This is a genomic window from Bacillus sp. VT 712, from assembly GCF_001614195.1.
GTDB lineage: Bacteria > Bacillota > Bacilli > Bacillales > Bacillaceae_H > Priestia > Priestia flexa.
The window spans coordinates 22,360-44,868 of the sequence record NZ_LWBK01000023.1; the positions used below are offsets into that span (position 1 = coordinate 22,360).

The following is a 22,509-nucleotide window of genomic DNA, read 5'->3' on the forward strand; positions in this document are numbered from 1 at the left end:
ACGCCGCTATGTTTACAAACATAGCGGCGTGGGTATTTTTGTATAATTTGTATAATAAAGAAGGAAGCTGACTTTTGTTCAGCTTCCTTACTCTATTAGTTTAGGTTCAAATGTTCTTTTAATAGATTCGACACTTGTGTGCGATTTTCTTCTGATACGTGATAGTAGTAAACTCCGTTGCTTGCTTTACCGCCTGTTCCTTCAAGTTGAATCTGCTCTAGGCTATGACGAGCATCTTTATAGTTTGCTTGAACATCTTTCATTTCATCAAACGTTAAGTTTGTTTTCACGTTATCGCCAATGGCATCTAAAATGCTTCCATAGTTCGCAAGAGATTTCATGCTTGCACCTTCATCAATAACGGCTTGAATAATTTGACGTTGACGTTCTTGACGTCCAAAATCTCCTCTTGGATCTTCATAGCGCATGCGTGAATACTTTAGGGCTTCTTCTCCATTTAAATCAAGCGTTCCTTTTGTAAAGTGGTGACCTTCGTAAGTGAAATCTAAGTTATTATTCACCGTTACCCCACCAACAGCATCTACTAAATCTTTAAATCCTTCCATATTAACCTGTACATAATAATCAATCGGTACATCTAAGAAGTTCTCAACAGTTTTAATCGACATATCGACACCGCCGAATGCATAGGCGTGGTTGATTTTATCTTCTTTTCCTTTTCCGATAATTTCTGTTTTTGTATCACGCGGGATGCTGACCATCTTGACTGATTGCTTGTCTGGGTTTACCGTCATGAGAATCAGTGAATCTGAACGACCACGGTCTGCACCACGTTGGTCCACACCTAGTAGTAAAACGGAAATTGGATCGCGGCTGTCTAGGTTGACTTGCTGGCCACGCTTTTCTGATTTTTCACGAGATAACGGTTCATGCGTTCTGTTTAATGTGTTCGTTACGGAGCTATAGACTGAGAAAGCGTAAACTCCAATACCAATAATCAATAATAGAATGATAGAAAGAGCGATTTTAAATCCTTTTTTGGATTTACGCTTTCTGCGTCTGCGTTCTTGTTCCATATAAATGTATCTTCCTTTTCTTGTTTATTATTACGCCTTTTGTTCTGTGACAAAATACACACGTATTCTTTTATTTTACCAAAAAAAATGACAAATTTAATCATTTTTTATAAAAATTCGTCAAAATTTATATTATAATAGAAAGGAAAGGCAAGGCAAGAAAGAATTAGCAAGGGAGTTAGAATATGAAAGTATTTGTGAATATTTTAGCAATCATTGTGCTTATTGCAACGATTGTAGCTGGGAAGATCTACTGGGACTCCAATACGTCTGCGGCGCCCGCTTCTCAGGAAAAAAGTACGTCAGATAGTAGCGAGTCAAAAGCTGTTTCAGGAGGAAGCTGGGAGTCATATACGTCTAATTTACCGGATTCGATTGTCGATAAACTAGCACAAGCGTCTGAAACAGGAGAGCCAATGAATCTTATGATTGTGGGTTCTCAAGCAATGTCAAAGGATGAAAATAGCTGGCCCATGCTGTTAAAAGCGGAGCTTGATAAAACGTATGGTTCGTCGTTAATTGACGTGACGGTATATGAGTATGAGGGAATGAATACTCTTGAGTTTGTTCGTGGTAATACATATGAAGATATCGTAAAAGCTGATCCTGATGTGTTATTGTTTGAACCATTCTTGTTAAATGATAACGGCGTAGTAGGTATTAAAAACACGCTTGATAATTTAAGTGTGATTATGTCTCATATTACAAAAGAGGTTGACGGTGTTGTGACAATCCTTCAACCATCACAGCCAATCTACAACGCAACGAATTATCCGAAGGAAGCAAAAGAATTGGAAGTGTTCTCTGAAGAGAACGGATATGAGTACGTAGATCACTGGGGTTCATGGCCAGATTACACGAGTGAAGAGATTTTAGAGTACCTATCAGAGGACCAACGTACGCTAACTGACAAAGGTCACAAGGCGTGGTCGGAAGCATTAATTAACTATTTTGTTGCTTCATAAAAGATAGCAGGATGATCCTGCTATCTTTTTTTTGTTGTAAAATGTCGATTTATAGTTGTTGTTATTGCTTGATTCAGGCTATAAAATGGTACTATATGCTTATAAAACTGTATAGGGGCTGGTTGAGTGCTTGATTTAAATGTATTTTTGTTGCCTAATGTAGAAAAAGGTCCCTCTGACACCGAAACGTTCTTAAAGATGAGTCGAAGGCTCGTGTCAGAGGGAGTAACGACGATTATGACAAGTCCGTTTTACGACGGCGAAGATTTCGGATTCGAGAGGGATACGATTTTAAACCGGGTTCATGTAGCTGACTGTTCTCTAAAAGAAACAAAAATTCCATTAAATGTCGTTCCTGGGCAGCGAGCGCTACTTCAGCCGATGGTGCACCATTCGTATGATATCAATGATATTTTAACTGTTAACGATGACCGAGCGTATTTATTACTGCAGCTTCCAAGAACGAATTTTGTTACATATATCGATCAAGTGATGTATGAGCTGCAGCTGAAAAAGATTATTCCTATTATTAATGAGCCTGAATGTCATCCGTATTTTAGGAACAATCCAAATGCAGTGTACAAATTGGTGAAAAAAGGAGCGGTTATGCAGAGTTCATCTCAAAGCTTGATGGGATACAACGGAGCCCAGGCGAAAAGGTTTGCTTATTTACTTCTGCGTCATGGACTTGTTCATTTAATGGCATCAGGATGTCATGCGACTAACTACCAGAAGTATTCACTTCCAAAAGCGTACGATGTTGTCCAACGACATTTTGGTGTAAGAAGCGTTTATTTATTAATGGAAAATGCTGAATCGGTTATAGCAGGGCAGAGTATTTATAAGGAACAGCCGGAGAGAATTCGAAAAGAAAAGTTTCTTGGTATCTTTTAAGTTCATCCATCTGAAAAATGAAAACTATATGAATCTTCTTTTCGTTTGAGTGGCACAGTGACGTTATGATAGACTTATTTCAATAAAGTGTGTCACTGAGGAGAAGATAAAGATGATAGATTTATATACGGATATCGTACCGAAAAAGCTTGGGGCCTCAAAAGCTTTTCAAGAAGCAGCGTTGCTTTTAACGGAAAATGGGATTCATACCATTATTGCGAATGAACAAGGATTAGAGCCTGGTTATCTGGATGATATGAACCATATGCTAGAGTCGCGTGTCGTCCCGCTCCGTGTTATGCCAGGAGGGAGAGTACCGATTAGCGAGCGTTTTATTCAAGAGTCTCGCGGTAACTTCCAAACGATTAATGACAACAACAAATATATGCTTCTACATATCTCACATCAAGAGAAGCCTGTATATATGGAGTCATTAATTTATGAATTGCAGCTTGATCAACTTGTTCCTATTATCAGTGAGCCTGAACGCCACCCTTATTTCTTAGAGCATAAAGAAGAATTATATAAGCTGGTGAAGCAGGGTGCACTTGTGCAAATATCGTCTGATAGTATTATCGGCATACATGGGAAAAAAGTGAAGCAAGCGGCCTTTGAATTTTTAGAACGTAATCTCGCTCACGTTGTTGCATCAGGCGTGACGCTTACAAACTATAAAAAATACTCGCTTCCAAAAGCATATAAGCAAATCGAAAAAGCATACGGTGCCAGCAAGGTCGACATGTTGATGGAAAACGCCGTTGCGATTGTGGATGGCAAAGGCGTACAGACCTTGCCTCCTGAACGTGTGAAGAAAGCGAAGTTTTTGGGATTGTTTTAAGTGAGAGGAAAAGCATCTTAATATCTTGTTAAGGTGCTTTTTTTAATGAAGTCGAAGGTAACATCTATTCATATCATAATGTCTACTCATCTCTTCATGTAATGATAAAAAATAAATGGTTATAAAAAAGCTTCCAGCATATACATTAACGGTACTACTAGCATTCGTCATCGTACGTAGTAAAAGATATCCTATTTTAAACACACAGTGTGGTAATGAAGGAGAGTGGGATGATGGGATCGTTTTGTAGAGAATGTGGGAAGCAGCTGCCGGAAAATGCGGTCGCTTGTCCAAGTTGTGGAACGATGGTAGATGGAACTCGTCAAAGAAATCAAGAAGGAACTCGAGAGTCAAAATCAACGAACTCTTGGCTAAAGATATGGGTTGTAGTGGCAACTCTACTTGTGCTTGGAGGAGCTGGTTACTTTGTCTATGATTACGTAACGAGCCAACAGAATTCCAATGAAACTACGCCCGTAACTAAACCGGAAGCTGAAACGCCGGAAGTAAAAGAAGTAGCTGAAGATGAAGAAGAACCTAAAGAAGAACCTAAAGCACCCACTGCTCCGAAGCCGACGAATATTGTAAATGACTACAAAAAGAAGCTTGCGAACGTTTCCGTAAAGGGGAGCAGCGGAGCGTTTTCTATTGATAGCTGGGAGATTGAACATGATAAAGTGAACGGCACGCTTTATATAAGCGCAGATCGTCTTGGAACGCCCGTAGCAAACCGCTTCTTTACCCTTTACGATAAAGGAGAGATGAGTGCACTAAAGGCGTGGGGAAAAGACGTATATCGCGTGAGCAACGAGCTGGCAACGCGTGTGAATGCGTCTCTGTACATTAGCGTAGGCACAGAGTGTTTAGGCGTATATCCGTATTCGATGAATTCTTCGGTGCTTGTCGATTATTCGGGTTCGTGTGGGTATTCGATTCCTATTTTAATAGGCGAGTCAAAGGATAACTTAGTTTTGTTTGATGAAGAATATGTGTACTATGATGATTCTAGTTCGTCGGCGCCTCCTGTGAGCTATTCGGAATATGTTATTACCGATAGTGACCGTCGCGAGCTGTCGGTGTCTGAGGTAGCTGGTCTTAGTAAGCATGAGTTATATATTGCGCGAAACGAAATCTATGCGCGCTACGGATATGTGTTTGAAACGGACTACTTGCAAAACTACTTTAATGCGAAGTCCTGGTACTATCCCGCTTCCTCAAACAATATTAAGCTCAGTAAAACCGAAGAGTATAACGTTGCTCTTTTAAAGAAAGAAGAGGGACGGAGGTAATGAAAGGTTGGTATTCACTACTGCTTGTTGTGCTTGTCTGTCTGGCCTGGGCGTTCATGCTTGGAGTGGATAGAGAAAGCAATAATGAGCTTGTTAAAGAAAGCTATGAAGGAATTCCAGCCAAGGAGTTAAAAACTAAAGAACTGCCTGTCGTAGATAAAAAAGAAGAAGCGCAGCAGCCAACCAAAAAGTCGTTTATTGTTTATTTAGACCCCGGTCATCAAGCGCGAGCGAATACAATACATGAGCGCGTGTCGCCTTATTCAAACGAAACGAAAATGAAGGTAACGGGCGGGACAACAGGGGTCGTGACAAGAAAACCTGAATATGTGCTCAATTTAGAAGCGGCTTTTTTGCTTGAAGAGCTTCTAACAGAAAAAGGGTTTGAAGTGTATTTGACGCGCTCAGCTCATGATGTGGATATCAGCAACAAAGAGCGAGCGGAGATGGCGAATGAAAAGAAAGCAGACCTTGTGATTCGGCTTCACGCAGACGGAGCCGAGAATCCAAATGTCAGCGGCTTTGGGGTTCTCGTTCCAAGCAAGAAGCAAGCCATTGCTAAACAAAGTAACCTTGCAGCAATTCACATTGTAAGTGAAGTGAAAAAGCAGGATGATGTGAAAGTAAACGGCATTCGCTATCGAAGTGACTTAACGGGTTTTAATTGGTCTATAGTTCCAGTTGTACTCCTTGAAATGGGGTATATGACAAACCCAACTGAAGATCAAAAGCTGTCTAATCCGGCTTACTTAGAAGGGATGCTTCAAGCCGTCACAACCGGAGTGGAAAAATACGCAGCGTTACAATAGGAATAAAAAGAATGGCTCCTCGCCATTCTTTTTATTTAAGTCCATTTTCTTAAGTATCAATTCATAAGCGAATTTGGTGGATTTTGTTAGGGCTTTTCGCATTTCTTGTAATTGTACGAATAATTGTTGGATAAGTTGTCGAGCGAATTTCATAGAGAAGTGACGTGAAACATCGTATGATAAAGATAGACAATTTGTGGAGGAGGGCATTGTTCAATGATTGATCTTCAAACCTTTATTTTGCCAAACATTGATAATGGACCAAGAGATGTGCAGACGTTTACGAATATGGCGCGTTCGCTTGTGAAAAAAGGCGTTCACTCCGTCGTCGCAACTCCGCTGTTTTGGGAAGAGTCCGACGTGACGCGCCATGAGCTTGTTCTGTATGCGAGCGCCGCCAACGATTGGCTAGAAGAAGCACTTATTCCGCTTCGCGTTTTGCCAGGGCAGCTCGTACCCGCCTCGCCTCAGCTACTTAAACACTATGAAAAACAAAAGCTTCTTACACTGAACCATACGGACAAATATCTACTAATGTCTCTACCTTATCATACGCTACCAGCGAATCTCGACAGCTTACTCTACGACTTACAGCTTCAAGGAATTGTACCAATGTTACAAGCACCTGAACGTCATCCAGTCTTTCAACAGCATCCAGATAAACTCTACGACCTTGTGAAAAAAGGCTTTGTAACGCAGCTTAGCGCTGGAAGTATTCTGGGACTTAACGGAAAGCAAGCGCGCAAATCTGCTTCAACTTTTATCAAGCACAGACTCGCTCACGTTATCGCATCAGGCGTAGATGAGCGAACGTATTGGGATTATTCTCTTTCAAAAGCCTACGACGTTATTTCTGATCAGTATGGAACGGGCCAGCTCTATACGTTTATGGAAAACGCGGAAGCAGTCATTGAAGGAATGGCTCTTGCGATGGAGGAGCCAGAAGCGGTGAAGAGAGGGAAGATCTTTAAGCTTTGGGCATAGTGTGTAGAATTGTATTATGTTTTTCTTCACTTATTAAAGTAATTAAAAATACACCTTAAAAAAGACATGAAAAAATAGTATTATAGTATTATTACTATTAGAAGGGTGTATAAAGTCATGTTTTATAATTTTCGCTTAAGTTCATGGAGAGAACCCATGTTATGTTTACTAGCCATTTTGTATGCTGTAATCTCTTCAATTTGGCATCTATTTATACTGTTACCGGTAGTAGCTATTGGGGTTTATTTCCTAATAAATAGAAAATTACTATTCAGTTATCTGATTCCTTGGCTAACATTATATCTAGTTTTTACTCCTATCTTTGGGTTCAATGTTAGTTTATCTTTTACAGTGTTAAGTATAGTCGGAGCATTATCTTTTGTTAAGTATTTGCAAGTTCATTTACACCAAAAAGTTACTAAATTATTTATAATTTATATTTTATGTATGGGTGTCGGATTAATATATTCACCAAACATACAGCTAGGGTTAAAGCTAATGGTTTATAATATATTAGCATTTTTAATTTTATTAGCTGGTCAACAGTTAGCAAGTAGATATTCAACAGAAAAAATATTAAAGCATGTTGTAATTTTAGGTATTCCCGTAGGAGTAATAAACATTATCTTCTTATTTATACCTAATTTAGAGATATCTTTTCTAAAAAGTTCCATTGCACCATTTTTTGTAGATCCAGGAGCTCTGCAAACCCTTTTTAATGAAGGATATAATAACATTTTAGATCCTAGAAAAGCCGGTACATTTTTTGTTAATACAAATGTAGCAGCAGTCTTTTTTGGAATATTATTTTGGTTGTCTGTATCTTTAAAAATGAAAACTATCAGTAAGGTTTATAACATTCCAATTATTGTATATTTCCTAGCGCTGCTAAGTACAAATTCCCGTGCAGGATTAGGCGCATTTATCTTTGTAAGCATAGTGTTAATACTACTAAATATCAATAATCAGAAAACATGGATAAGCATAATTATTTTTACAGTACCAGCAATTATTTTGATTATTTTATTAATTAATAGTGGCTTGTTTGACAATATAGTTAATAGATTAAGTATTAGTGCCATAAGCCAAGATCCCAGAATGATAATATGGCAATTTGCTATCTCTCATATACATCCTATAATTGGTCTAGGGTATGGTGGCTGGGAAAATATTTCTTATCAAATGGGAAAGCAATTTGAAAATTTCCCTCCGCATAATCATTTGCTTATAGTTTGGTCTTGGAGTGGTATTTTAGGAGTAGTTGGTTTCTTGACGCTAATTCTAGGGATTCTGTATATAGCTATCAAAAAATACAGAAAAACTAAAAATGTACTTTATTTAAGCATTTTAGGAATCTATCTAACAGTAGGATTTCAAGGAATGTTTGATAATTACTTTTTTCATAATTACAATATACTAGTATTACTATTCCTTGTAACAGGCTTAATTTTATTTGAGAAAAATTCGGTAGTAAAGTAGAAAAAATTAAAAAAAGTTTACTTTTAAAGAGAATTTGCAACTCTATTTAATTGTAATCAACTCAAAATTATTATTGAGAAAGAGTCTACATATCGTGTATGAAAATAAAGCGAGAAGTTCAAGGAATGGCTCTTGAGATGGAAGAGCCGGAAGCGGTGAAGAGAGGGAAGATTTTTAAGCTTTGGGCATAGAAAAAAAGAGAGTGACGTTTGAAAATGGAAAGTAAGTGATTATATGTTTTTAGTAAAAGAACAGCATCTTGTCTTTAAGGTTCCAAATTACATCGTGTAAAACAAACAGAAGTCAGCAGGAGGTATTAATTGTATTTCCTTTCACAAAATACTGAGGAACAGTTTAGTGGAGAGTGCTAAACTGTTCCTCGGTATTTTTTATAGTGTAGGTAATTTTAATGCTGTATTAATGTTGTTTAAATTCAAACTTACCTGCTCGTTCATATCCCAAGCGTGGTACCATCCTTTTTCCATCATATATGTGGAAATTCGTTCATGCATATCAAGAGCTTCCACTAAATGGAGAGTGAGCATTTCTTTAATTTCTGGCGTTCCTGCGTCCGTAACGGCCATGGCATAATTTCTAACGCCGCTTTTAGCTGAAATGAGCAAATCCATTGCAACGACTTGATCAGACAGTGCGTCCATGCCAGTTAAAGATTCAATGATTCCATTCATAGTCATTCACCTCCTAATTCACTGCTTAACGTTGGAAAGAATCGAAGCGTATTCTTGTAATTGTCTCGTAGATACATCAATGTCTTGCTGCATAATATCTTTTAATAAAGGATCATTAACCAATGCTTTCATTGTTTTAGATTTCGTTAAACAAGTGGTCTTAAATGCCGCCATTTCTTGGAGCTCAAGAACTTCATGTAAGCCATAGTTCATTTTTTTATCTCCTTTCTCAAGGTTTCAACACGACTTTTATACAATCATCCGTTTTCGTATCGAAAATCTCATAGCCACGTTTTGCTTCACTAAGTGGAAGGACATGACTTACGACATCGCCTGGATCGATTTTTCCAGTCGAAACTAATTCAAACATATAGGGCATATAGTGAATCACAGGTGCTTGTCCAGTTCGAATATTAATGTTTCGGTTTAAAATATCTCCCATTGGGAATCCATTATATTTGCCACCGTAAACGCCTGTCACTTGAATTGTGCCGCCTTTACGCACTGCTTGTGAAGCCGTAATAAACGCACCGAATGCTCCGCCTTGAAGTTTCATTCCGCTCGCTAAGAATTCTAAGTCAGTCATTTTAGCGTCCATACCAACTGCGTCAATAACAACATCAGCGCCGCCTTTTGTTATTTCTTTCAAATGCATTCCTGGATTTTCAAAGTGTTCAAAATTAACAATTTCAACTTTGTTAGTACGTTTGGCATGTTGCAAGCGATAGTCTACATAATCTACGGCAATGACACGCTTTGCACCTTTTAGCCAACAGAATTTTTGAGCGAAAAGACCAACGGGACCACAGCCAAGAACAATAACTGTATCACCATTCTTTACGCCTGCATTGTCAACGCTCCAATAACCAGTAGTCATCGCATCGGCAATCACCGTTAACTTTTCATCAGGTTCTTCACAGGTTTCTGGGATTTTGAAGTGAGTAAAATTAGCAAATGGCACCCTTAAATATTCAGCTTGCCCACCTGGGTAGCCACCCGTGTTACCAGAATATCCGAAATAGGCACCCATATCACCATTATCATTCGAGTTATCACATTGGCTTTCCAAATGGTTTTTACAGTAAAGACATTCACCGCATGCGATATTAAAAGGAATAATGACTCGGTCACCTTTTTTTACCTTAGTCACATCAGGTCCAACTTCTTCAACGATTCCCATTGGCTCATGGCCAATAACATAGTTTTCTTGCAGGTTAGGAATCATGCCGTGAATTAAATGTAAATCAGACCCACATATAGCTGTACTTGTTACTTTAATGATCATGTCATCTCGTTTTTCAATCTTTGGGTCTGGCACTTCTTTAACTACAATATTTTTAATACCTTGATACGTTACTGCCTTCATGCTATACAGCCTCCAGTGTTAGTGATCATCAGGTGTTCGGTCAAACAGCCCTTTTCTATTGCTTTCAAGCGGGAATAAATTCATTTTTCCAATCATCAATGTATTGTTGGCAGAGAGTTGATCTAATTTATACTGTTCACTTAGTTCGTATGGATGGAACCATTTTTTATTGATCATTAATTCCGTAATTTCTTGGTGCATGGCAATACCTTGCATTAATTGATTTCGTAAGAGGGTTCTAACATCAGGCGATGCAGTCTCCGTTAATGCCGTGGCAATATTGCGTACACCTTCTTTGGAGCGAAGAAGTAAATCCATCGCAAATGTAGTATCCGCTAGCTCTGGCATATGCAACGCGTTTATAGGGTCTAGATAGTCCTGATTCAATGAAAGTGCCTCCTTGTTAATTTATTATTGGTGTTGGTCGGTTTTGAGGAACTGGAGCTTCAAACGGTACGCGTTGATAAACTACCTGTAATTCTTCAAGCGCTTTGATAGATTGTTCCACATCTTTTTTCATTAAGGCTCTTAAATCATCATCAAATACGAGTCCTTGCATTAGCTTAGATTTCGCTATGCAAAGCGTTTTAAAATTTATAACTTCATGTAAATCCAGGGATTCATGATTGGCTAATTTTTGATGATCCATTTCTAACTAACCTCCTTATTTGTTAGTACAGTCAATGGTATTGTTCCAAAAATAGATGTGAACATTCTTGAATGGTTTTTTTTAAAATTGGTAAATTATTTGATATGGTTCATAAAGCAGGAGGGATGGGAATAATTGCTTTAGTAATCTTTTCTGCTTATAGTTCGGTAAGAGGTCTAAGGAAAGTAAGTTTATAACGTTTGCTTACATAGTAGGTAAGGAAGAATGATTAATCAATAAAAAGTGATGAAATCATTTCTATATTGAAATATGTTTAGCGGAGTGTTTCTTATAATAAATATACTTGTTCTCTAGTTTTTAAAGGGGCGGTAATGATTCCTACACTAAAAAGATTGATAGTATTATACACTAGTGTTACCACTTCTTTTCTTTATAATACTGCGACAATCATCATTGTGTTGTGGTCAATAAAATCCTTTGTTGTACAAAAAAGAATAGATGAATACAGACACTTTAATCCTGTTCATCTATTCTTTTTTTGGTTTATCAATTGTATATCATTTTATTTTAATGATAAATACGTTTGTAATAAAAGGTATGTGTTCTCTTTTTGTTGTGCCTATTAATTCATCAATGCCTGAACAAACACATCAAGCGGCTGTGCTTTGCGACCGAGCAGTTTTTCTAAGTCAGTGCTTTCTACATCGAGAGAGCCTTGACGAATTGGCTCTTGCATCTCAACAAGCATGTCAACGACAAAGCCTGGTAACCCAGCTCCGCTTAGCGCTTCCTTAAACCCAGCATCGTCTACGTTTACGACTTCCACGTCTTTTTGAAGCACGTTGCTTGCGATAGCGGCAAGTTCTTTTTGAGTGCGCGGCGTGCCTGCTAGTTCATATACGGTGTTTTCGTGACCCTCTCCAGCTAAAACAGCAGCTGCTGCCTGAGCATAGTCGCTTCGTAACGCCCAGCTGATTTTTGCATCACCTGTTGGATTTAGCCAAGGTGCTCCGTGAAGTACGCCTTGAACCGTACCCGCTTCATTTTCCACGTACCAGTTGTTGCGAAGAAGAGAATAGGCAATGCCTGATTCCTTAATGGCTTTTTCCGTTGCGCGATGCACTTCTGCAAGAGAAAGAGTGCTTTCGTCTGCTTTTGCCAGGCTTGTGTAAGCGATGAACGAAACGCCCGCTTGCTTTGCAGCTTCAACGGCAGCTTGATGTTGACGAATGCGCGTTTTATTATCTCCGTCTGTTGATACAAGCAGTAAACGATCAATGCCAGCGAACGCTTCAGCAAGCGTTTCGGGTTGATCAAAATCACCGTGACGCACGTCAACTCCTTGTGCTTTTAGGTGCGCTGCCTTTTCAGGGTTTCGCACGCTCACCGCTAGGTTTTCTGCGGGTACCGTTTGTAAAAGAGTTTCAACTACAATTGAACCGAATTGTCCTGTTGCTCCTGTAACTAACATTTTCATCTGTTCATTCCTCCACTTTATTTAGTGTATATAACCACACTGGTTATAACTCAAATGGTTACAACTAGTGTTTTAAAAAAAGCTCATAAAAGAGCTTTAGTTACCATGTGCTTTTTCAATCATCATTCCAATGGTCGTTTCATTCAATCGTTTTTCCATGGCAGCCTGAGCTTCTTTTAGCTCCGCAGAAAGAGAGTCTTCAATCGTTCTTCCCACTGGGCATAAGATGTTTGGCTTTTCATGAATATTAAACAACTGTCCATCTTCAACCACATCAACTGCTTTGTAAACATCGAGTAGGGTAATTTCTGACGGTTCTTTCAAAAGCGACGCTCCGCCAACACCTGCCCGTACGTCAATTAAGCCAGCTTTTTTCAACATGCTCATAATTCTTCGAACGACGACAGGGTTTGTATTTACGCTTCCTGCAATAAAGTCGCCCGTGCATTCACTGGGTGCGACCGCAATTAGAGTTAATGTATGAACGGCCATGGAGAATCGGCTGCTAATTTGTTTCATTGCTTATCACCACCGTTGTAACCATTATAGTTACAATGTATTTTAGTTGTCAATAAAAAGATCAAAGAAAAAAATGGAATATGTATAGGTCTTTTATCTAAAAATTTCCATTGAACTCACAGATATTAGTAGAAAAAGAGAAGTTCTTCCTATTTAGAACCAATATTCGTTATTTTATACTATAAAATATGGAAAAATACTGTGCGGAGGTGCGATCAGTGGATTACGCAAAGATTATTGCTGGGCTATCAAGTACGATTTCTCATCAAGCAGCGGAAGTAAATGAAAAAATTCGGTTGTTGGAGTCCGCCAAGCAGCAAGTGACGTCAGAGAGAACGCTCTCCATGAACGATATGAGCTTAGTAACCAATCCAGAGCTTGGAGAAGGATGGAAAGGAAAGCGGTCGACTTCATTTGATGAACAGCGTGAAAGTGCGAAAGAAGAGCTGAAGCGAATTTTACAAGATGAATATGAAGACTACTTATCGGATATTGATTCGGCAATTCTGAAGCTTGAAAGTCAGCAGCTTCTATTAAACGGACTGAGCTTCGTGGCAACAGAAGCGAGTTCGCTTGTACATAAAGGAGAAGAAGCAGCGGAGGATCTGCACCGAAAGATTAGTCATATCAGAGGGAGGCTGTAAGCATGGGAAAAACGATTAAATTAAACTATGAATCAGTTATGAATGAGCTAAACGCGTTAAAGGCAGCGAAAGATAACATCGTCGTAAAGGAAATGAAAAGCGTTGGAGACAATCGTTTAGAAATCACGGAGATGATGAAGAATCAAGAGATGGAAATCCAGCAGCTCATGACGAACTATGTTCAGCTTTTGACTAAGCAAATAGCGGATACGGAAAGCAACCTCAAACAGCTGAAAGCGCAGGATGAGATGATGGCGCGCAGATAAGGCGTAGGATGAAAGATAGGTAGAAAACGTATATAATAGAGAGGAGCTTTTTGGAGTGCAAAACGCTGTATATGATGCGAGCGCGCTGCTAGAGACAGCAAAAGAGCGCATCAGTTCATATAACGAAATGGAAAAGCAACTACTAGTATTACAAAAAGCGTTTAAGCGAATCGCCGCTTTAGATGAGGATCTTCAAGGAAAAGGCGCAGACAATATTAAAGCTTTTTATCAAAGCCACGCAGACATTGCTAATCAGTGGCTGAACTTAATTGAAACAAACCGAGCTTTTTTTGAAACCATTGAAGCAAAAATGGGAACTTCAGAGCTTGAAGGAAGTACGTTTGTAGCGGAAGCGTTTCTAGACCAAAATGTTCATCAAGGAAACACGCAAGCTAAAGAAATGATTATCCAGCAGCAAAACGCTCTGCAGGATATTTTTAATACAATCGACCATATCTTACCGCTCAACGTCTTTTCAAGTGCTAAGTACAATCAGTACCTAGAAGAAGCAGAACAAGAGCGAAAGGATACGCTCCAAGCCGTGAATCAGCTAGACGCGGATCTCGTTCAAGAATACAAAGGGCTGTCATTCTTCTATAATATGGTCACCCAAAACATTCAAGCCGTCACAAGTTCCACAAGTCAAGCAGGGAACGCGACGCCTCTTTACTTTGACCTTGATGCCTATAAAGCAAGCCCAGTGTATGGCATGCAGGGGGAAGCCAACAGCCGCGCCGTTTCGTATGTGGAAGCCAAAGAAGCCGAGCGAAAAGCCTACGAAAATCAAAAGAACATTCAAGCGCAAGAAAGCTTCACGCTTGAAGTATGCGAAAACCCACATGCCAAGAAGAAAGAAGAAAAAGGATTTTGGGGTGCGGCTTGGGGAAGCGTCACAAGTGGGGTTGAACATGCATGGGATAAGACAATGGATGGCTTTCACGCAGGCGTTGACAAAGTCACCCACGGAACAGAAGCTGCTTGGACCGCGACAAAAACGAGCTGGAACACCGGCGTACAAGCTGTTTCAGACGGCGTAAAGGAACTGAAGCACACAGCTCACGAAACGTGGGCAGATGTCCAATCCCAAGCAGCAGCCGGTCTCGCAAAAGCGAAAGTGAGCACAAAGCTTGCCATCGAAGTGTCCAAAGAAAGCTGGAAAGTCAGCATTGAAAACATCAAGCAAGGAACAAAAACCGCGCTAGACGTCACAAAACGAAGCTGGGATGGCGTCGCTGGCGGAGCGACAGATGCCGTTGTCGATACGTGGAATGACCTCGTACATATGGTCCAGCATCCAGTCGAAACAGCAGAAAGCATCGGTGAAGGAGTCAAAGCCGTTTGGGATGATCCAAAAGGCGTAGCTAACACCATCGGTAACGAAATTAAAGACTCTTGGAATGAACAGGTTATAAACGGCGATACAAAAAGCAGAGGTCACTACTTTTCCTACCTAACCGCTAACGTTGCCATGAGCATAGTCGGCACAAAGGGAGCGGACAAGCTCGCAAAAACGACGAAGCTTGAACAACTCAGCGGTGCCGCCACGAAGAAACTCAATGAAGGTGCCGCAGCCATTCATGTGCGTACGCAGTCAGCTCTGCAGAACTTGGGACTGGATAACCGTTTAGCGTATCCAGGTGTTGGATCTGTGAAGGGGAATGGCGGGTATCAGTTTATTGAGCGTGTGGATGGTGGTAATGGGGTTGGGACGAAGGTTAAGGATGAGAGTGGTAAGGGTGAAGTAGACAATAAAGCTGAAGAAATGATTCAAACAGTTGAAGAAGCTAGAATACAACAACGAACGGTCATAGAATCAGTAGAAAATGGAGAAGTCATCTTAAAAACTACAAAGCACAAAGGAAATTATGGTGAAATTAAGATGGATGATTTTTTTGAAAGTCAAACCTATACAAGAATTAGTGATGATCGCGTCTTAACATTGGATCAAAAAATTGTTAAAGGGATAGATGGTGTATATGAAAATGCATCTCCACCACCTAAGTATGTCATAGCAGAGGCTAAGTATAATACGTCCAGGTTGGGGAAAACAAACGATGGAAAGCAGATGAGTGAAGATTGGATTTTTGGAAGTGAAAGGTTAGATAGCACTTTATCAAAGGAAAAAGCAGACGAAATTGTGACGGAAATGTTGCTCAATCCAGAAAATGTTCAAAGGATTGTTATACAGGTTATGCCTGATGGGACGGTAGTGAAAAAAATTTTGGAAGAATAAAAGGGAGGAGAGAGATTATGCTGCGGGATAAAATTAAAACTAGTATATATTTTGAAGAATTCATTGATTATGAGGAAAGACGAATAGAAAAATTTTCATTATTAATTAAAAAGGTCATTGAAGAAAAGGGAAAAGATGATAAAGGTTTAAAGAATGGATACATAGCGTTGCAAGGTTATTACTTTAATAAATTAAGGGCTATGTACTCTGCGGGTTTCCCTGCTCAAAACATTCGTGAGTTTTTACCTGAAGTAATAGGTGTCATGGAAAAAGTATGGAATAAAGAAAGTGGATATATACGTATGTTATGGATGACATCTATAGCAGTTATGCTAAATATTGAAGATGAAGAATTTAATAGGCTGGTAACAATGATAAGGAAAGAAGGATTAAATGATTATTTGATTAATTATTTTATTGCTTTTAGAAATGGTGAGGTCTCAGATTTTTATGAGCAAAGTAAATTTTATGTAAAAAATCCATATGTAAAATTAAAAAAGGTGATTGAAGGTAGTAAAATTTCAAAAGAGATTTCTATAGAAAGATTGGAAGAATATATAAAGAAATATTGGTATCGTGGGCATTCGGATGAAGCATGGTACGATGCACATAAAAATAAACATGGTATTTATAGCGGTTATTGGAGCTTTGAAAGTGGAGCAATCGCAAAGATTTTAAAATTAGATGATTCAGCTTTAAAAGATACTCCATACTACCCTTATGATATGGTGCATGATCAAGAAGAATAATAGTAAGAATCAACAGTGATAAATGCTTATACTGTGGATTCTTTGTGTCTATCATTTTTAACTGGATTAGTACATAAATAGCATTAGCTAAGTGGAGTCATAGAAAATGTAACGTGAGTCCTGATGGGAAAATAAAGATTTTTTAACACTAGCAGTAAAGTATCTGAAACCTTTGATAAACTAAGAAACAAAAAAAGCTGGAAAGTCAGCATTGAAAACATCAAGCAAGGAACAAAAACCGCGCTAGACGTCACAAAACGAAGCTGGGATGGCGTCGCTGGCGGAGCGACAGATGCCGTTGTCGATACGTGGAATGATCTCGTACATATGATAGAAGACCCAAAAGGAACGTTACAAAGCATTGGAGAAGGAGCACAAGCCGTTTGGGATGATCCAAAAGGCGTAGCTAAAACCATCGGTAACGAAATGAAAGACTCTTGGAACGAACAGGTTATAAATGGCGATGCAAAAAGCAGAGGCCACTACTTTTCCTACCTAACCGCTAACGTTGCCATAAGCATAGTCGGCACAAAAGGAGCGGACAAGCTCGCAAAAACGACGAAGCTTGAACAACTCAGCGGTGCCGCCACGAAGAAACTGAATGAAGGTGCCGCAGCCATTCATGTGCATACGCAGTCAGCTCTGCAGAATTTGGGTCTAAATAAGCTGGATAATCGTTTAGCGTATCCAGGTGTTGGATCTGTGAAGGGGAATGGCGGGTATCAGTTTATTGAGCGTGTGGATGGTGGTAATGGGGTTGGGACGAAGGTTAGGGATGAGAGTGGTAAGGGTACGGATGATGTTACACCTAAAAAGAAATCTGTACCAGACTGGCTTAAAGAGCGTTGGGAAGCAGGTAATAATTTTAATAAGGAAAATCGTCCTCGTTACCCTTATAATGAGGTAGAGTTGGAAGCAAAAGAAGTAGGGGGCAAAAAGTACGTAGTTGACTCATATGCACCCAACAAGGAAATAGTATCGAGAAAATTCACTCAACTTAGTGAAGTGCAAGAAAAGACAGCTAAGAGTTACTTAAATGAAATCACAAAAAAATATTCTTCGGGTTCTAAAATATCAAATGGTACTTTTAATCCTAACGCTCTCAAAGGAGGGCGACTTAAAGGTGAATTAATATTAGAAATACCTGTTCAAAATAAACCAATTCCGCAAACAATTCTTGATGAGGCAACAAAAAACAGGATTATTATTAGGGATATTAAGGGGAAGGTGTATAATTGACTATGAAAATTTATTATTGTGACGAATGGTCGGACATCAAAAAGAAGCCTTGGAACATACTTGATGACCGTACTGCATACACATACCATCAAAAACAAGAACCATATACGGCGGTATTATTAGAGGATGAGAAACCTAAATATATTGTAAATGTTACAAATGAATGGGTTTCGGTGGGGTTTTATGATGACCTGATTCGTAAATATTTAAATTATGATTTTGAAGTTATGAGTGATGGTAAGATTTTTTTAAGAACAGCCATGTATTGGGAATATGATGATGAAACTGACACGGAAGTAAGTAGCTTGATTTTGGGCTTCCGAGAAGATGGCTATATAGCAATGGAAAAGAGAGATTTAAAGACCGGTTCAGTCGAGGAGCGCGAAACTAGCGATACCCTTGAAAGAAACTGGGATGTATTTCCTGAATTTGGTCATTACAATCATTTGTGCAAAGAGGAAAGGTAACGTGTTTAGAGCACTCTAGTGCCTAAACTAGTTATACGAAAGGCTTTTACGTATAGGTACATAAAGCAAGTGAACTAAAATACAATTAAAATATTTGAGTTGGACAAAAAGAGCAATGATACGTTTGAAAATAGAGACTCCATGAAGGTACTGCCATCATGGAGTTTTATTTTATATAGGAATAATAAGAAAAGTACTAGAATTGGGTGATTTGACATTTTACATGGTGTGGGGACTTATGATACTGCAAAACCCACAAACTAAAGACAATGACAATGCTCGTAATGCTAAAGGTTGTAACGATACGGATACATAAAGATAGTGAATAATAAAAAGTGAAGATTTATGAGTGGGACAATAAGAATGTGATTTGTTTGAGAATCGAAAGCTCATGATGGTTGTACCGTCATGGAGTATCGTTTTAATACTTGGATAGTAAGAAAAGTACGATACATAGGCGAGATGACATTTTACATGGCAGCGGTAGTTATGACATGGATTGGCTAATAAACTAACGAGAATGACAAAGCTCGTGGCGATAAACAATGGATAACGTGAAAGGGCGTTCTATTACTGCTTTGGATTAAAAAATTTGGGTTGTGTTTTTACTAGAGAGGGCCGTATAATACTCGCTATTCGTTTAAAAAGCGTTACATAAATTTTAATTTTCGTAACGGGAGGGTGAAAGGTTGAACGTTGTTGGGTATATACGAGTCTCCACTCAAGGGCAAGCGAGAGATGGATATAGCTTGAAATATCAAGAAGAGGAAATTAAAGCATATTGTAAGGAACAAGGCTTAAACTTGATTCATATTTTTAGAGACGAAGGAATTAGTGGCGCAAAACTAAATGAAGAAGCATTAGAAATTGACAGGGTGGGCTTACAGGAAATGTTGGCTCACCTTTCGTCTGTCCAAATTGATAATGTGGTGGTGCTCAATACAAGCCGATTATGGCGGTCAGATATTGTAAAGGTGCTAATACAACGAGAGTTGAAGAAATATGGCTGTGATATTAAGAGTATTGAACAACCATTTTACAGCATTCACAAAAAAGACCCAAACGACTTTTTGGTCAATGGATTAATGGAGTTATTAGACCAATACCAACGACTTGAAATAGCCCTAAAACTAACAAAAGGGAGAAATAAAAAGGCAAAGGAAGGTGGATATGCAGGGGGAAGGGTAACATTTGGCTATATGAAACAAAAAGGTGAAAAGGAACTAAAGATACATAACAATCATGCAGAAGTAGTGAAACGGTTGTTTGAGCTTAAACAGATACATAGAAAATGGTCACTGTCTAGGTTGGCAGAAGCATTAAATGATGAAGGTTATCGAACAACTCAAGGGAAAGCATTTACGAAAGTACAAGTGAAACGTATTTTAGACCGAGAAAGTTTTTATCAAGGGATCTATACATACGGACAAATACAAGCAAATGGGAAACATGAAGCAATAATTTAAAAGGTTACTTAAAAAAGGGACTCATTTTCTTATAAATTCTTCTGTAAGGTTGAAAATGGATAGGCTTTCGTACCAATGCGCACCGATAGGTGAACGCTCGAACTAAGGTTGCCGGCATTTTCATTCAATCATTGACAACTGAATAGGAGGATGAACGATGCATGAAAAGCAGAAACATATTTATGTGGGTGTAGACTTGCATAAGCAACACCATGTGGCAGTGATTATTAATTGTTGGCAGGAGAAGTTGGATGAAATAAAGCTTGAAAATAAACCATCTGCCTTCTCAACTTTTTTACTGGATATTGATAAACTTATAGATGATGGATTGACGCCTGTATTTGACTTAGAAGATGTTGGAGGCTATGGGCGATCGTTAGCACAGTTTTTAACTGACCATGGACAGGTTGTAAAAGAAGTAAACCCAGCACTTTCATACTCTGAACGAAAAAGCCATATGACCACACAAAAAAGTGACAGTTGGGATGCGGAATGTGTAGCTAGAATATTGGTGAACAAACTAGACCAATTACCAGATGCTAAACCACATGATTTATATTGGTCCATACAACAATTGGTCACTAGAAGAAATGCGTTGGTGAAAGCTCAAGGTGCTTTAAAGAACCAACTGCACATTCAATTGAGCCACCACTATCCAAGCTATAAGAAGTTTTTCTCAGAAATAGATGGAAAAACGGCATTGGCATTTTGGAAACGATATCCGTCACCATCTTGTTTAGAGAGTATAACCTTACAAGAATTGACCACTTTTTTATTAGAAGCCAGTAACAATACATGTTCCGTGAAAAAGGCTAATGACATATTAAAGCTAGTAAAAGAAGATGGACGCACTGCAAAAGAACATCAAGAAACACGCGACTTTCTAGTAAGAAGCATCGTTCGAGACATTACGTTTAAAAAGAAGGAAATGAACTATGTAGAAGGCGAATTAAAACAGTTAATGAGTTTACTAGACTTTCAACTAAACTCCATGCCAGGAATTGACCTTGTGACAGCTTCGGCATTAATTGCAGAGATAGGTGATGTAAGACGCTTTCCTAATGCCAACAAATTAGCACGATTTGCGGGTATTGCGCCAGTTTACTTTGGCTCCGGTGGGAAAGGTAAGGAACAAAAAAGCAAACAGGGAAATCGGGCGCTGCATGCGTTATTTTATAATCTCTCAGTACAGCAAGTTCAAGTAGCAAAGGGAAGTAAATTGCCACGAAATCCAGTGTTCCACGCTTATTACCAACGTAAGCTGAAAGAAGGCAAAACAAAGGGACAAGCATTGGTGTGCATTATGAGAAGGCTTGTGAACATTGTTTATGGCATGATGAAACATAAAACAGCCTACGAATTGCCGATAGAGCAAGAAAAGAAGTAATTTAATAGTATGGTAAATGGCTGACTTTTTTATTTTAGCTTTTAAGATTACAACATAGGGTACGGGTAATACTGCTAAAGATTTTGAAAAATCGATAGTCAAGTTGCCACCAGCCGAGCGTGTTGCAACTGTTAGGTCAAAAGCACAGGAAGTTGCTAAAAATGCTGGATTAGTAAAAGATTCGAAATTAAGTAAGATTAATGGTAGAGATGTATATAAGGACCCTAAAACAGGAGATTTATATTCGGTAGACACACAGCATGGTAGGTTTGAAAAAACAAATAGTAAAGGAAAACATCAAGGGGAGGTTGATTTTGATTTTATGCCTACTAAACCTGCCGATGCTTCTGGTGGTCATAATTTAAAGGTTAAATAGAAAGGATGTAGTGGCATGCTTAAGAGTGATTGGATACCTGTAAGGGAAATTTCAGACGATACTCAAATTTGGAGTGGAACTATAGTTAGGGTTTTTGGAATAAATAATTGTGAAGAAGAGTTCTATGATTATATAGTGTCATTTATATATGATAATACTGACTACTTACAATTAACCTGTCTTTCACGAGGAGAAGGTGGAAATATCATTTGTGTATTACAAACAGAACCAAGTTCCAATTATTCACTAGGGAGAGAATTAAAAAGAATGATGGATGATGGTACAGACTCTGTGTTTGTAAATTTTACTCCTGAGTGTATTGTAAAGTAACATCCATTAATTCATTGGTGATAGTGATAAAAACTGAATCAGCAGTTTGAAAGAAAATAAAGAGAGCCTTTAAAGCAGGGCAAAGGAAATTATTAAACCTTGATTGGCTGATAAGCTAGCCTTTCAAGGTTTTTCATTGGCAAATGGTAAGCCCGTAATCAAACAACGCATATAAAACATCAGGCACCTCCGGTACGATAAATGTATCAATCAAAGGAGGTGCCATTATGTCTACAAACAAATTAACCATTGTTCCCGTCAAACTCGATCCTATTCCAGTTGAAATTTCTTCGAATCATTCTCTCCAATACACTGCTGAGCCAAGTTGTGTAATTAAAACCGCTGTGGCTGAAATTTCCTTCTTCAATGGCGTAGATGAGCGCATTATCCAAACCA

General features: G+C 38.8%; 25 protein-coding genes. 17 read left to right on the forward strand and 8 right to left on the reverse strand.

Features of this window, described 5'->3' with window-relative positions; all coding sequences use genetic code 11:
* Positions 1-95 precede the first annotated feature (95 nt).
* A complete protein-coding gene (gene tagU, locus A2U94_RS12305) occupies positions 96-1,037 on the reverse strand; it encodes a polyisoprenyl-teichoic acid--peptidoglycan teichoic acid transferase TagU (RefSeq protein ID WP_062954564.1) in 942 nt (313 codons plus the stop codon).
* 185 nt (positions 1,038-1,222) lie between these two features.
* Here tagU and A2U94_RS12310 point away from each other — a divergent pair, with 185 nt between their 5' ends.
* The 7 genes from A2U94_RS12310 to A2U94_RS12340 all read left to right on the forward strand — a co-directional run bounded on the left by A2U94_RS12310 (position 1,223) and on the right by A2U94_RS12340 (position 8,295).
* The gene (locus tag A2U94_RS12310) at positions 1,223-2,002 is read left to right on the forward strand and encodes an SGNH/GDSL hydrolase family protein (protein ID WP_062954565.1); all 780 of its coding nucleotides are present in this window, start codon (positions 1,223-1,225) and stop codon (positions 2,000-2,002) included.
* Positions 2,003-2,128: 126 nt separating this feature from the next.
* A complete protein-coding gene (locus tag A2U94_RS12315) occupies positions 2,129-2,896 on the forward strand; it encodes a tyrosine-protein phosphatase (RefSeq protein ID WP_062954567.1) in 768 nt (255 codons plus the stop codon).
* Positions 2,897-3,008: 112 nt separating this feature from the next.
* Positions 3,009-3,734 (forward strand): CpsB/CapC family capsule biosynthesis tyrosine phosphatase, encoded by a 726-nt coding sequence (locus tag A2U94_RS12320; RefSeq protein ID WP_062954569.1) that lies wholly within the window; start codon positions 3,009-3,011, stop codon positions 3,732-3,734.
* 230 nt (positions 3,735-3,964) lie between these two features.
* A complete protein-coding gene (locus tag A2U94_RS12325; protein ID WP_197473398.1) occupies positions 3,965-5,023 on the forward strand; it encodes a YARHG domain-containing protein in 1,059 nt (352 codons plus the stop codon).
* On the forward strand, positions 5,023-5,832 hold the full coding sequence (locus A2U94_RS12330) for an N-acetylmuramoyl-L-alanine amidase family protein (protein ID WP_062954572.1): 810 nt from the start codon (positions 5,023-5,025) through the stop codon (positions 5,830-5,832). Before A2U94_RS12325 ends, A2U94_RS12330 begins: the two co-directional genes overlap by 1 nt.
* Before the next feature lie 216 nt (positions 5,833-6,048).
* Positions 6,049-6,816, forward strand: coding sequence for a tyrosine-protein phosphatase (locus tag A2U94_RS12335; protein WP_062954573.1), 768 nt, complete (start codon positions 6,049-6,051; stop codon positions 6,814-6,816).
* Between the two features lie 156 nt (positions 6,817-6,972).
* Entirely contained in the window at positions 6,973-8,295 is a 1,323-nt protein-coding gene (locus tag A2U94_RS12340; protein WP_062954574.1) for an O-antigen ligase family protein, read from the forward strand.
* A gap of 389 nt (positions 8,296-8,684) precedes the next feature.
* Here A2U94_RS12340 and A2U94_RS12345 read toward each other — a convergent pair whose 3' ends face one another.
* From A2U94_RS12345 to A2U94_RS12375, 7 genes are all read right to left on the reverse strand, one after another.
* The gene (locus A2U94_RS12345) at positions 8,685-8,984 is read right to left on the reverse strand and encodes a spore coat protein (protein WP_025909583.1); all 300 of its coding nucleotides are present in this window, start codon (positions 8,982-8,984) and stop codon (positions 8,685-8,687) included.
* 18 nt (positions 8,985-9,002) lie between these two features.
* Positions 9,003-9,197 carry a hypothetical protein gene (locus A2U94_RS12350; protein ID WP_025909582.1) on the reverse strand — a complete coding sequence of 65 codons (195 nt, stop codon included), beginning with the start codon at positions 9,195-9,197 and terminating at the stop codon, positions 9,003-9,005.
* 16 nt (positions 9,198-9,213) lie between these two features.
* A complete protein-coding gene (locus A2U94_RS12355) occupies positions 9,214-10,350 on the reverse strand; it encodes a zinc-dependent alcohol dehydrogenase (protein WP_025909581.1) in 1,137 nt (378 codons plus the stop codon).
* Positions 10,351-10,368: 18 nt separating this feature from the next.
* Complete coding sequence (locus A2U94_RS12360) at positions 10,369-10,737, reverse strand: spore coat protein (RefSeq protein WP_025909580.1); 369 nt, start codon at positions 10,735-10,737, stop codon at positions 10,369-10,371.
* 16 nt (positions 10,738-10,753) lie between these two features.
* Positions 10,754-10,999, reverse strand: coding sequence for a beta/alpha barrel domain-containing protein (locus tag A2U94_RS12365; protein WP_062954576.1), 246 nt, complete (start codon positions 10,997-10,999; stop codon positions 10,754-10,756).
* 583 nt (positions 11,000-11,582) lie between these two features.
* Positions 11,583-12,437 carry an SDR family oxidoreductase gene (locus A2U94_RS12370; protein ID WP_025909578.1) on the reverse strand — a complete coding sequence of 285 codons (855 nt, stop codon included), beginning with the start codon at positions 12,435-12,437 and terminating at the stop codon, positions 11,583-11,585.
* Positions 12,438-12,533: 96 nt separating this feature from the next.
* Positions 12,534-12,956 (reverse strand): Rrf2 family transcriptional regulator, encoded by a 423-nt coding sequence (locus A2U94_RS12375; protein ID WP_061784864.1) that lies wholly within the window; start codon positions 12,954-12,956, stop codon positions 12,534-12,536.
* A gap of 218 nt (positions 12,957-13,174) precedes the next feature.
* On the opposite strand from A2U94_RS12375, the gene A2U94_RS12380 reads away from it, so the two are divergent.
* The 10 genes from A2U94_RS12380 to A2U94_RS12425 all read left to right on the forward strand — a co-directional run bounded on the left by A2U94_RS12380 (position 13,175) and on the right by A2U94_RS12425 (position 22,113).
* Positions 13,175-13,600 (forward strand): hypothetical protein, encoded by a 426-nt coding sequence (locus A2U94_RS12380; RefSeq protein ID WP_025909576.1) that lies wholly within the window; start codon positions 13,175-13,177, stop codon positions 13,598-13,600.
* Positions 13,601-13,602: 2 nt separating this feature from the next.
* Positions 13,603-13,866 (forward strand): DUF5344 family protein, encoded by a 264-nt coding sequence (locus A2U94_RS12385; RefSeq protein WP_061784862.1) that lies wholly within the window; start codon positions 13,603-13,605, stop codon positions 13,864-13,866.
* A 55-nt stretch (positions 13,867-13,921) separates the two neighbouring features.
* Entirely contained in the window at positions 13,922-16,099 is a 2,178-nt protein-coding gene (locus A2U94_RS20695; protein ID WP_082823069.1) for a T7SS effector LXG polymorphic toxin, read from the forward strand.
* A 17-nt stretch (positions 16,100-16,116) separates the two neighbouring features.
* Positions 16,117-16,848, forward strand: coding sequence for a PoNi-like cognate immunity protein (locus A2U94_RS12395; RefSeq protein WP_025910112.1), 732 nt, complete (start codon positions 16,117-16,119; stop codon positions 16,846-16,848).
* Positions 16,849-17,175: 327 nt separating this feature from the next.
* A complete protein-coding gene (locus tag A2U94_RS21830; protein WP_231882760.1) occupies positions 17,176-18,087 on the forward strand; it encodes a hypothetical protein in 912 nt (303 codons plus the stop codon).
* Between the two features lie 2 nt (positions 18,088-18,089).
* Positions 18,090-18,554: a hypothetical protein gene (locus A2U94_RS12405; RefSeq protein ID WP_062687262.1), complete on the forward strand. Its 465-nt coding sequence runs from the start codon at positions 18,090-18,092 to the stop codon at positions 18,552-18,554.
* Between the two features lie 689 nt (positions 18,555-19,243).
* Positions 19,244-20,020, forward strand: coding sequence for a recombinase family protein (locus tag A2U94_RS12410; RefSeq protein WP_062687261.1), 777 nt, complete (start codon positions 19,244-19,246; stop codon positions 20,018-20,020).
* Between the two features lie 157 nt (positions 20,021-20,177).
* Complete coding sequence (locus A2U94_RS12415; RefSeq protein ID WP_062687260.1) at positions 20,178-21,407, forward strand: IS110 family RNA-guided transposase; 1,230 nt, start codon at positions 20,178-20,180, stop codon at positions 21,405-21,407.
* 103 nt (positions 21,408-21,510) lie between these two features.
* Positions 21,511-21,783, forward strand: a complete 273-nt coding sequence (locus tag A2U94_RS12420) for a colicin E3/pyocin S6 family cytotoxin (RefSeq protein WP_062687259.1) — start codon at positions 21,511-21,513, stop codon at positions 21,781-21,783.
* 15 nt (positions 21,784-21,798) lie between these two features.
* Positions 21,799-22,113 carry a hypothetical protein gene (locus A2U94_RS12425; RefSeq protein ID WP_062687258.1) on the forward strand — a complete coding sequence of 105 codons (315 nt, stop codon included), beginning with the start codon at positions 21,799-21,801 and terminating at the stop codon, positions 22,111-22,113.
* The last annotated feature ends 396 nt before the right edge of the window (positions 22,114-22,509 follow it).

Coding starts and splice junctions, on each gene's coding strand:
- A2U94_RS12320 (WP_062954569.1), top strand. CDS start 3,009: ATGATAGATTTATATACGGATATCGTACCGAAAAAGCTTGGGGCCTCA.
- A2U94_RS12335 (WP_062954573.1), top strand. CDS start 6,049: ATGATTGATCTTCAAACCTTTATTTTGCCAAACATTGATAATGGACCA.
- A2U94_RS12375 (WP_061784864.1), bottom strand. CDS start 12,956: ATGAAACAAATTAGCAGCCGATTCTCCATGGCCGTTCATACATTAACT.
- A2U94_RS12425 (WP_062687258.1), top strand. CDS start 21,799: ATGCTTAAGAGTGATTGGATACCTGTAAGGGAAATTTCAGACGATACT.
- tagU (WP_062954564.1), bottom strand. CDS start 1,037: ATGGAACAAGAACGCAGACGCAGAAAGCGTAAATCCAAAAAAGGATTT.
- A2U94_RS12365 (WP_062954576.1), bottom strand. CDS start 10,999: ATGGATCATCAAAAATTAGCCAATCATGAATCCCTGGATTTACATGAA.
- A2U94_RS12355 (WP_025909581.1), bottom strand. CDS start 10,350: ATGAAGGCAGTAACGTATCAAGGTATTAAAAATATTGTAGTTAAAGAA.
- A2U94_RS12350 (WP_025909582.1), bottom strand. CDS start 9,197: ATGAACTATGGCTTACATGAAGTTCTTGAGCTCCAAGAAATGGCGGCA.
- A2U94_RS21830 (WP_231882760.1), top strand. CDS start 17,176: ATGATAGAAGACCCAAAAGGAACGTTACAAAGCATTGGAGAAGGAGCA.
- A2U94_RS12385 (WP_061784862.1), top strand. CDS start 13,603: ATGGGAAAAACGATTAAATTAAACTATGAATCAGTTATGAATGAGCTA.
- A2U94_RS12415 (WP_062687260.1), top strand. CDS start 20,178: ATGCATGAAAAGCAGAAACATATTTATGTGGGTGTAGACTTGCATAAG.
- A2U94_RS12405 (WP_062687262.1), top strand. CDS start 18,090: ATGAAAATTTATTATTGTGACGAATGGTCGGACATCAAAAAGAAGCCT.
- A2U94_RS12370 (WP_025909578.1), bottom strand. CDS start 12,437: ATGAAAATGTTAGTTACAGGAGCAACAGGACAATTCGGTTCAATTGTA.
- A2U94_RS12325 (WP_197473398.1), top strand. CDS start 3,965: ATGATGGGATCGTTTTGTAGAGAATGTGGGAAGCAGCTGCCGGAAAAT.
- A2U94_RS12395 (WP_025910112.1), top strand. CDS start 16,117: ATGCTGCGGGATAAAATTAAAACTAGTATATATTTTGAAGAATTCATT.
- A2U94_RS12330 (WP_062954572.1), top strand. CDS start 5,023: ATGAAAGGTTGGTATTCACTACTGCTTGTTGTGCTTGTCTGTCTGGCC.
- A2U94_RS12345 (WP_025909583.1), bottom strand. CDS start 8,984: ATGAATGGAATCATTGAATCTTTAACTGGCATGGACGCACTGTCTGAT.
- A2U94_RS12340 (WP_062954574.1), top strand. CDS start 6,973: ATGTTATGTTTACTAGCCATTTTGTATGCTGTAATCTCTTCAATTTGG.
- A2U94_RS12310 (WP_062954565.1), top strand. CDS start 1,223: ATGAAAGTATTTGTGAATATTTTAGCAATCATTGTGCTTATTGCAACG.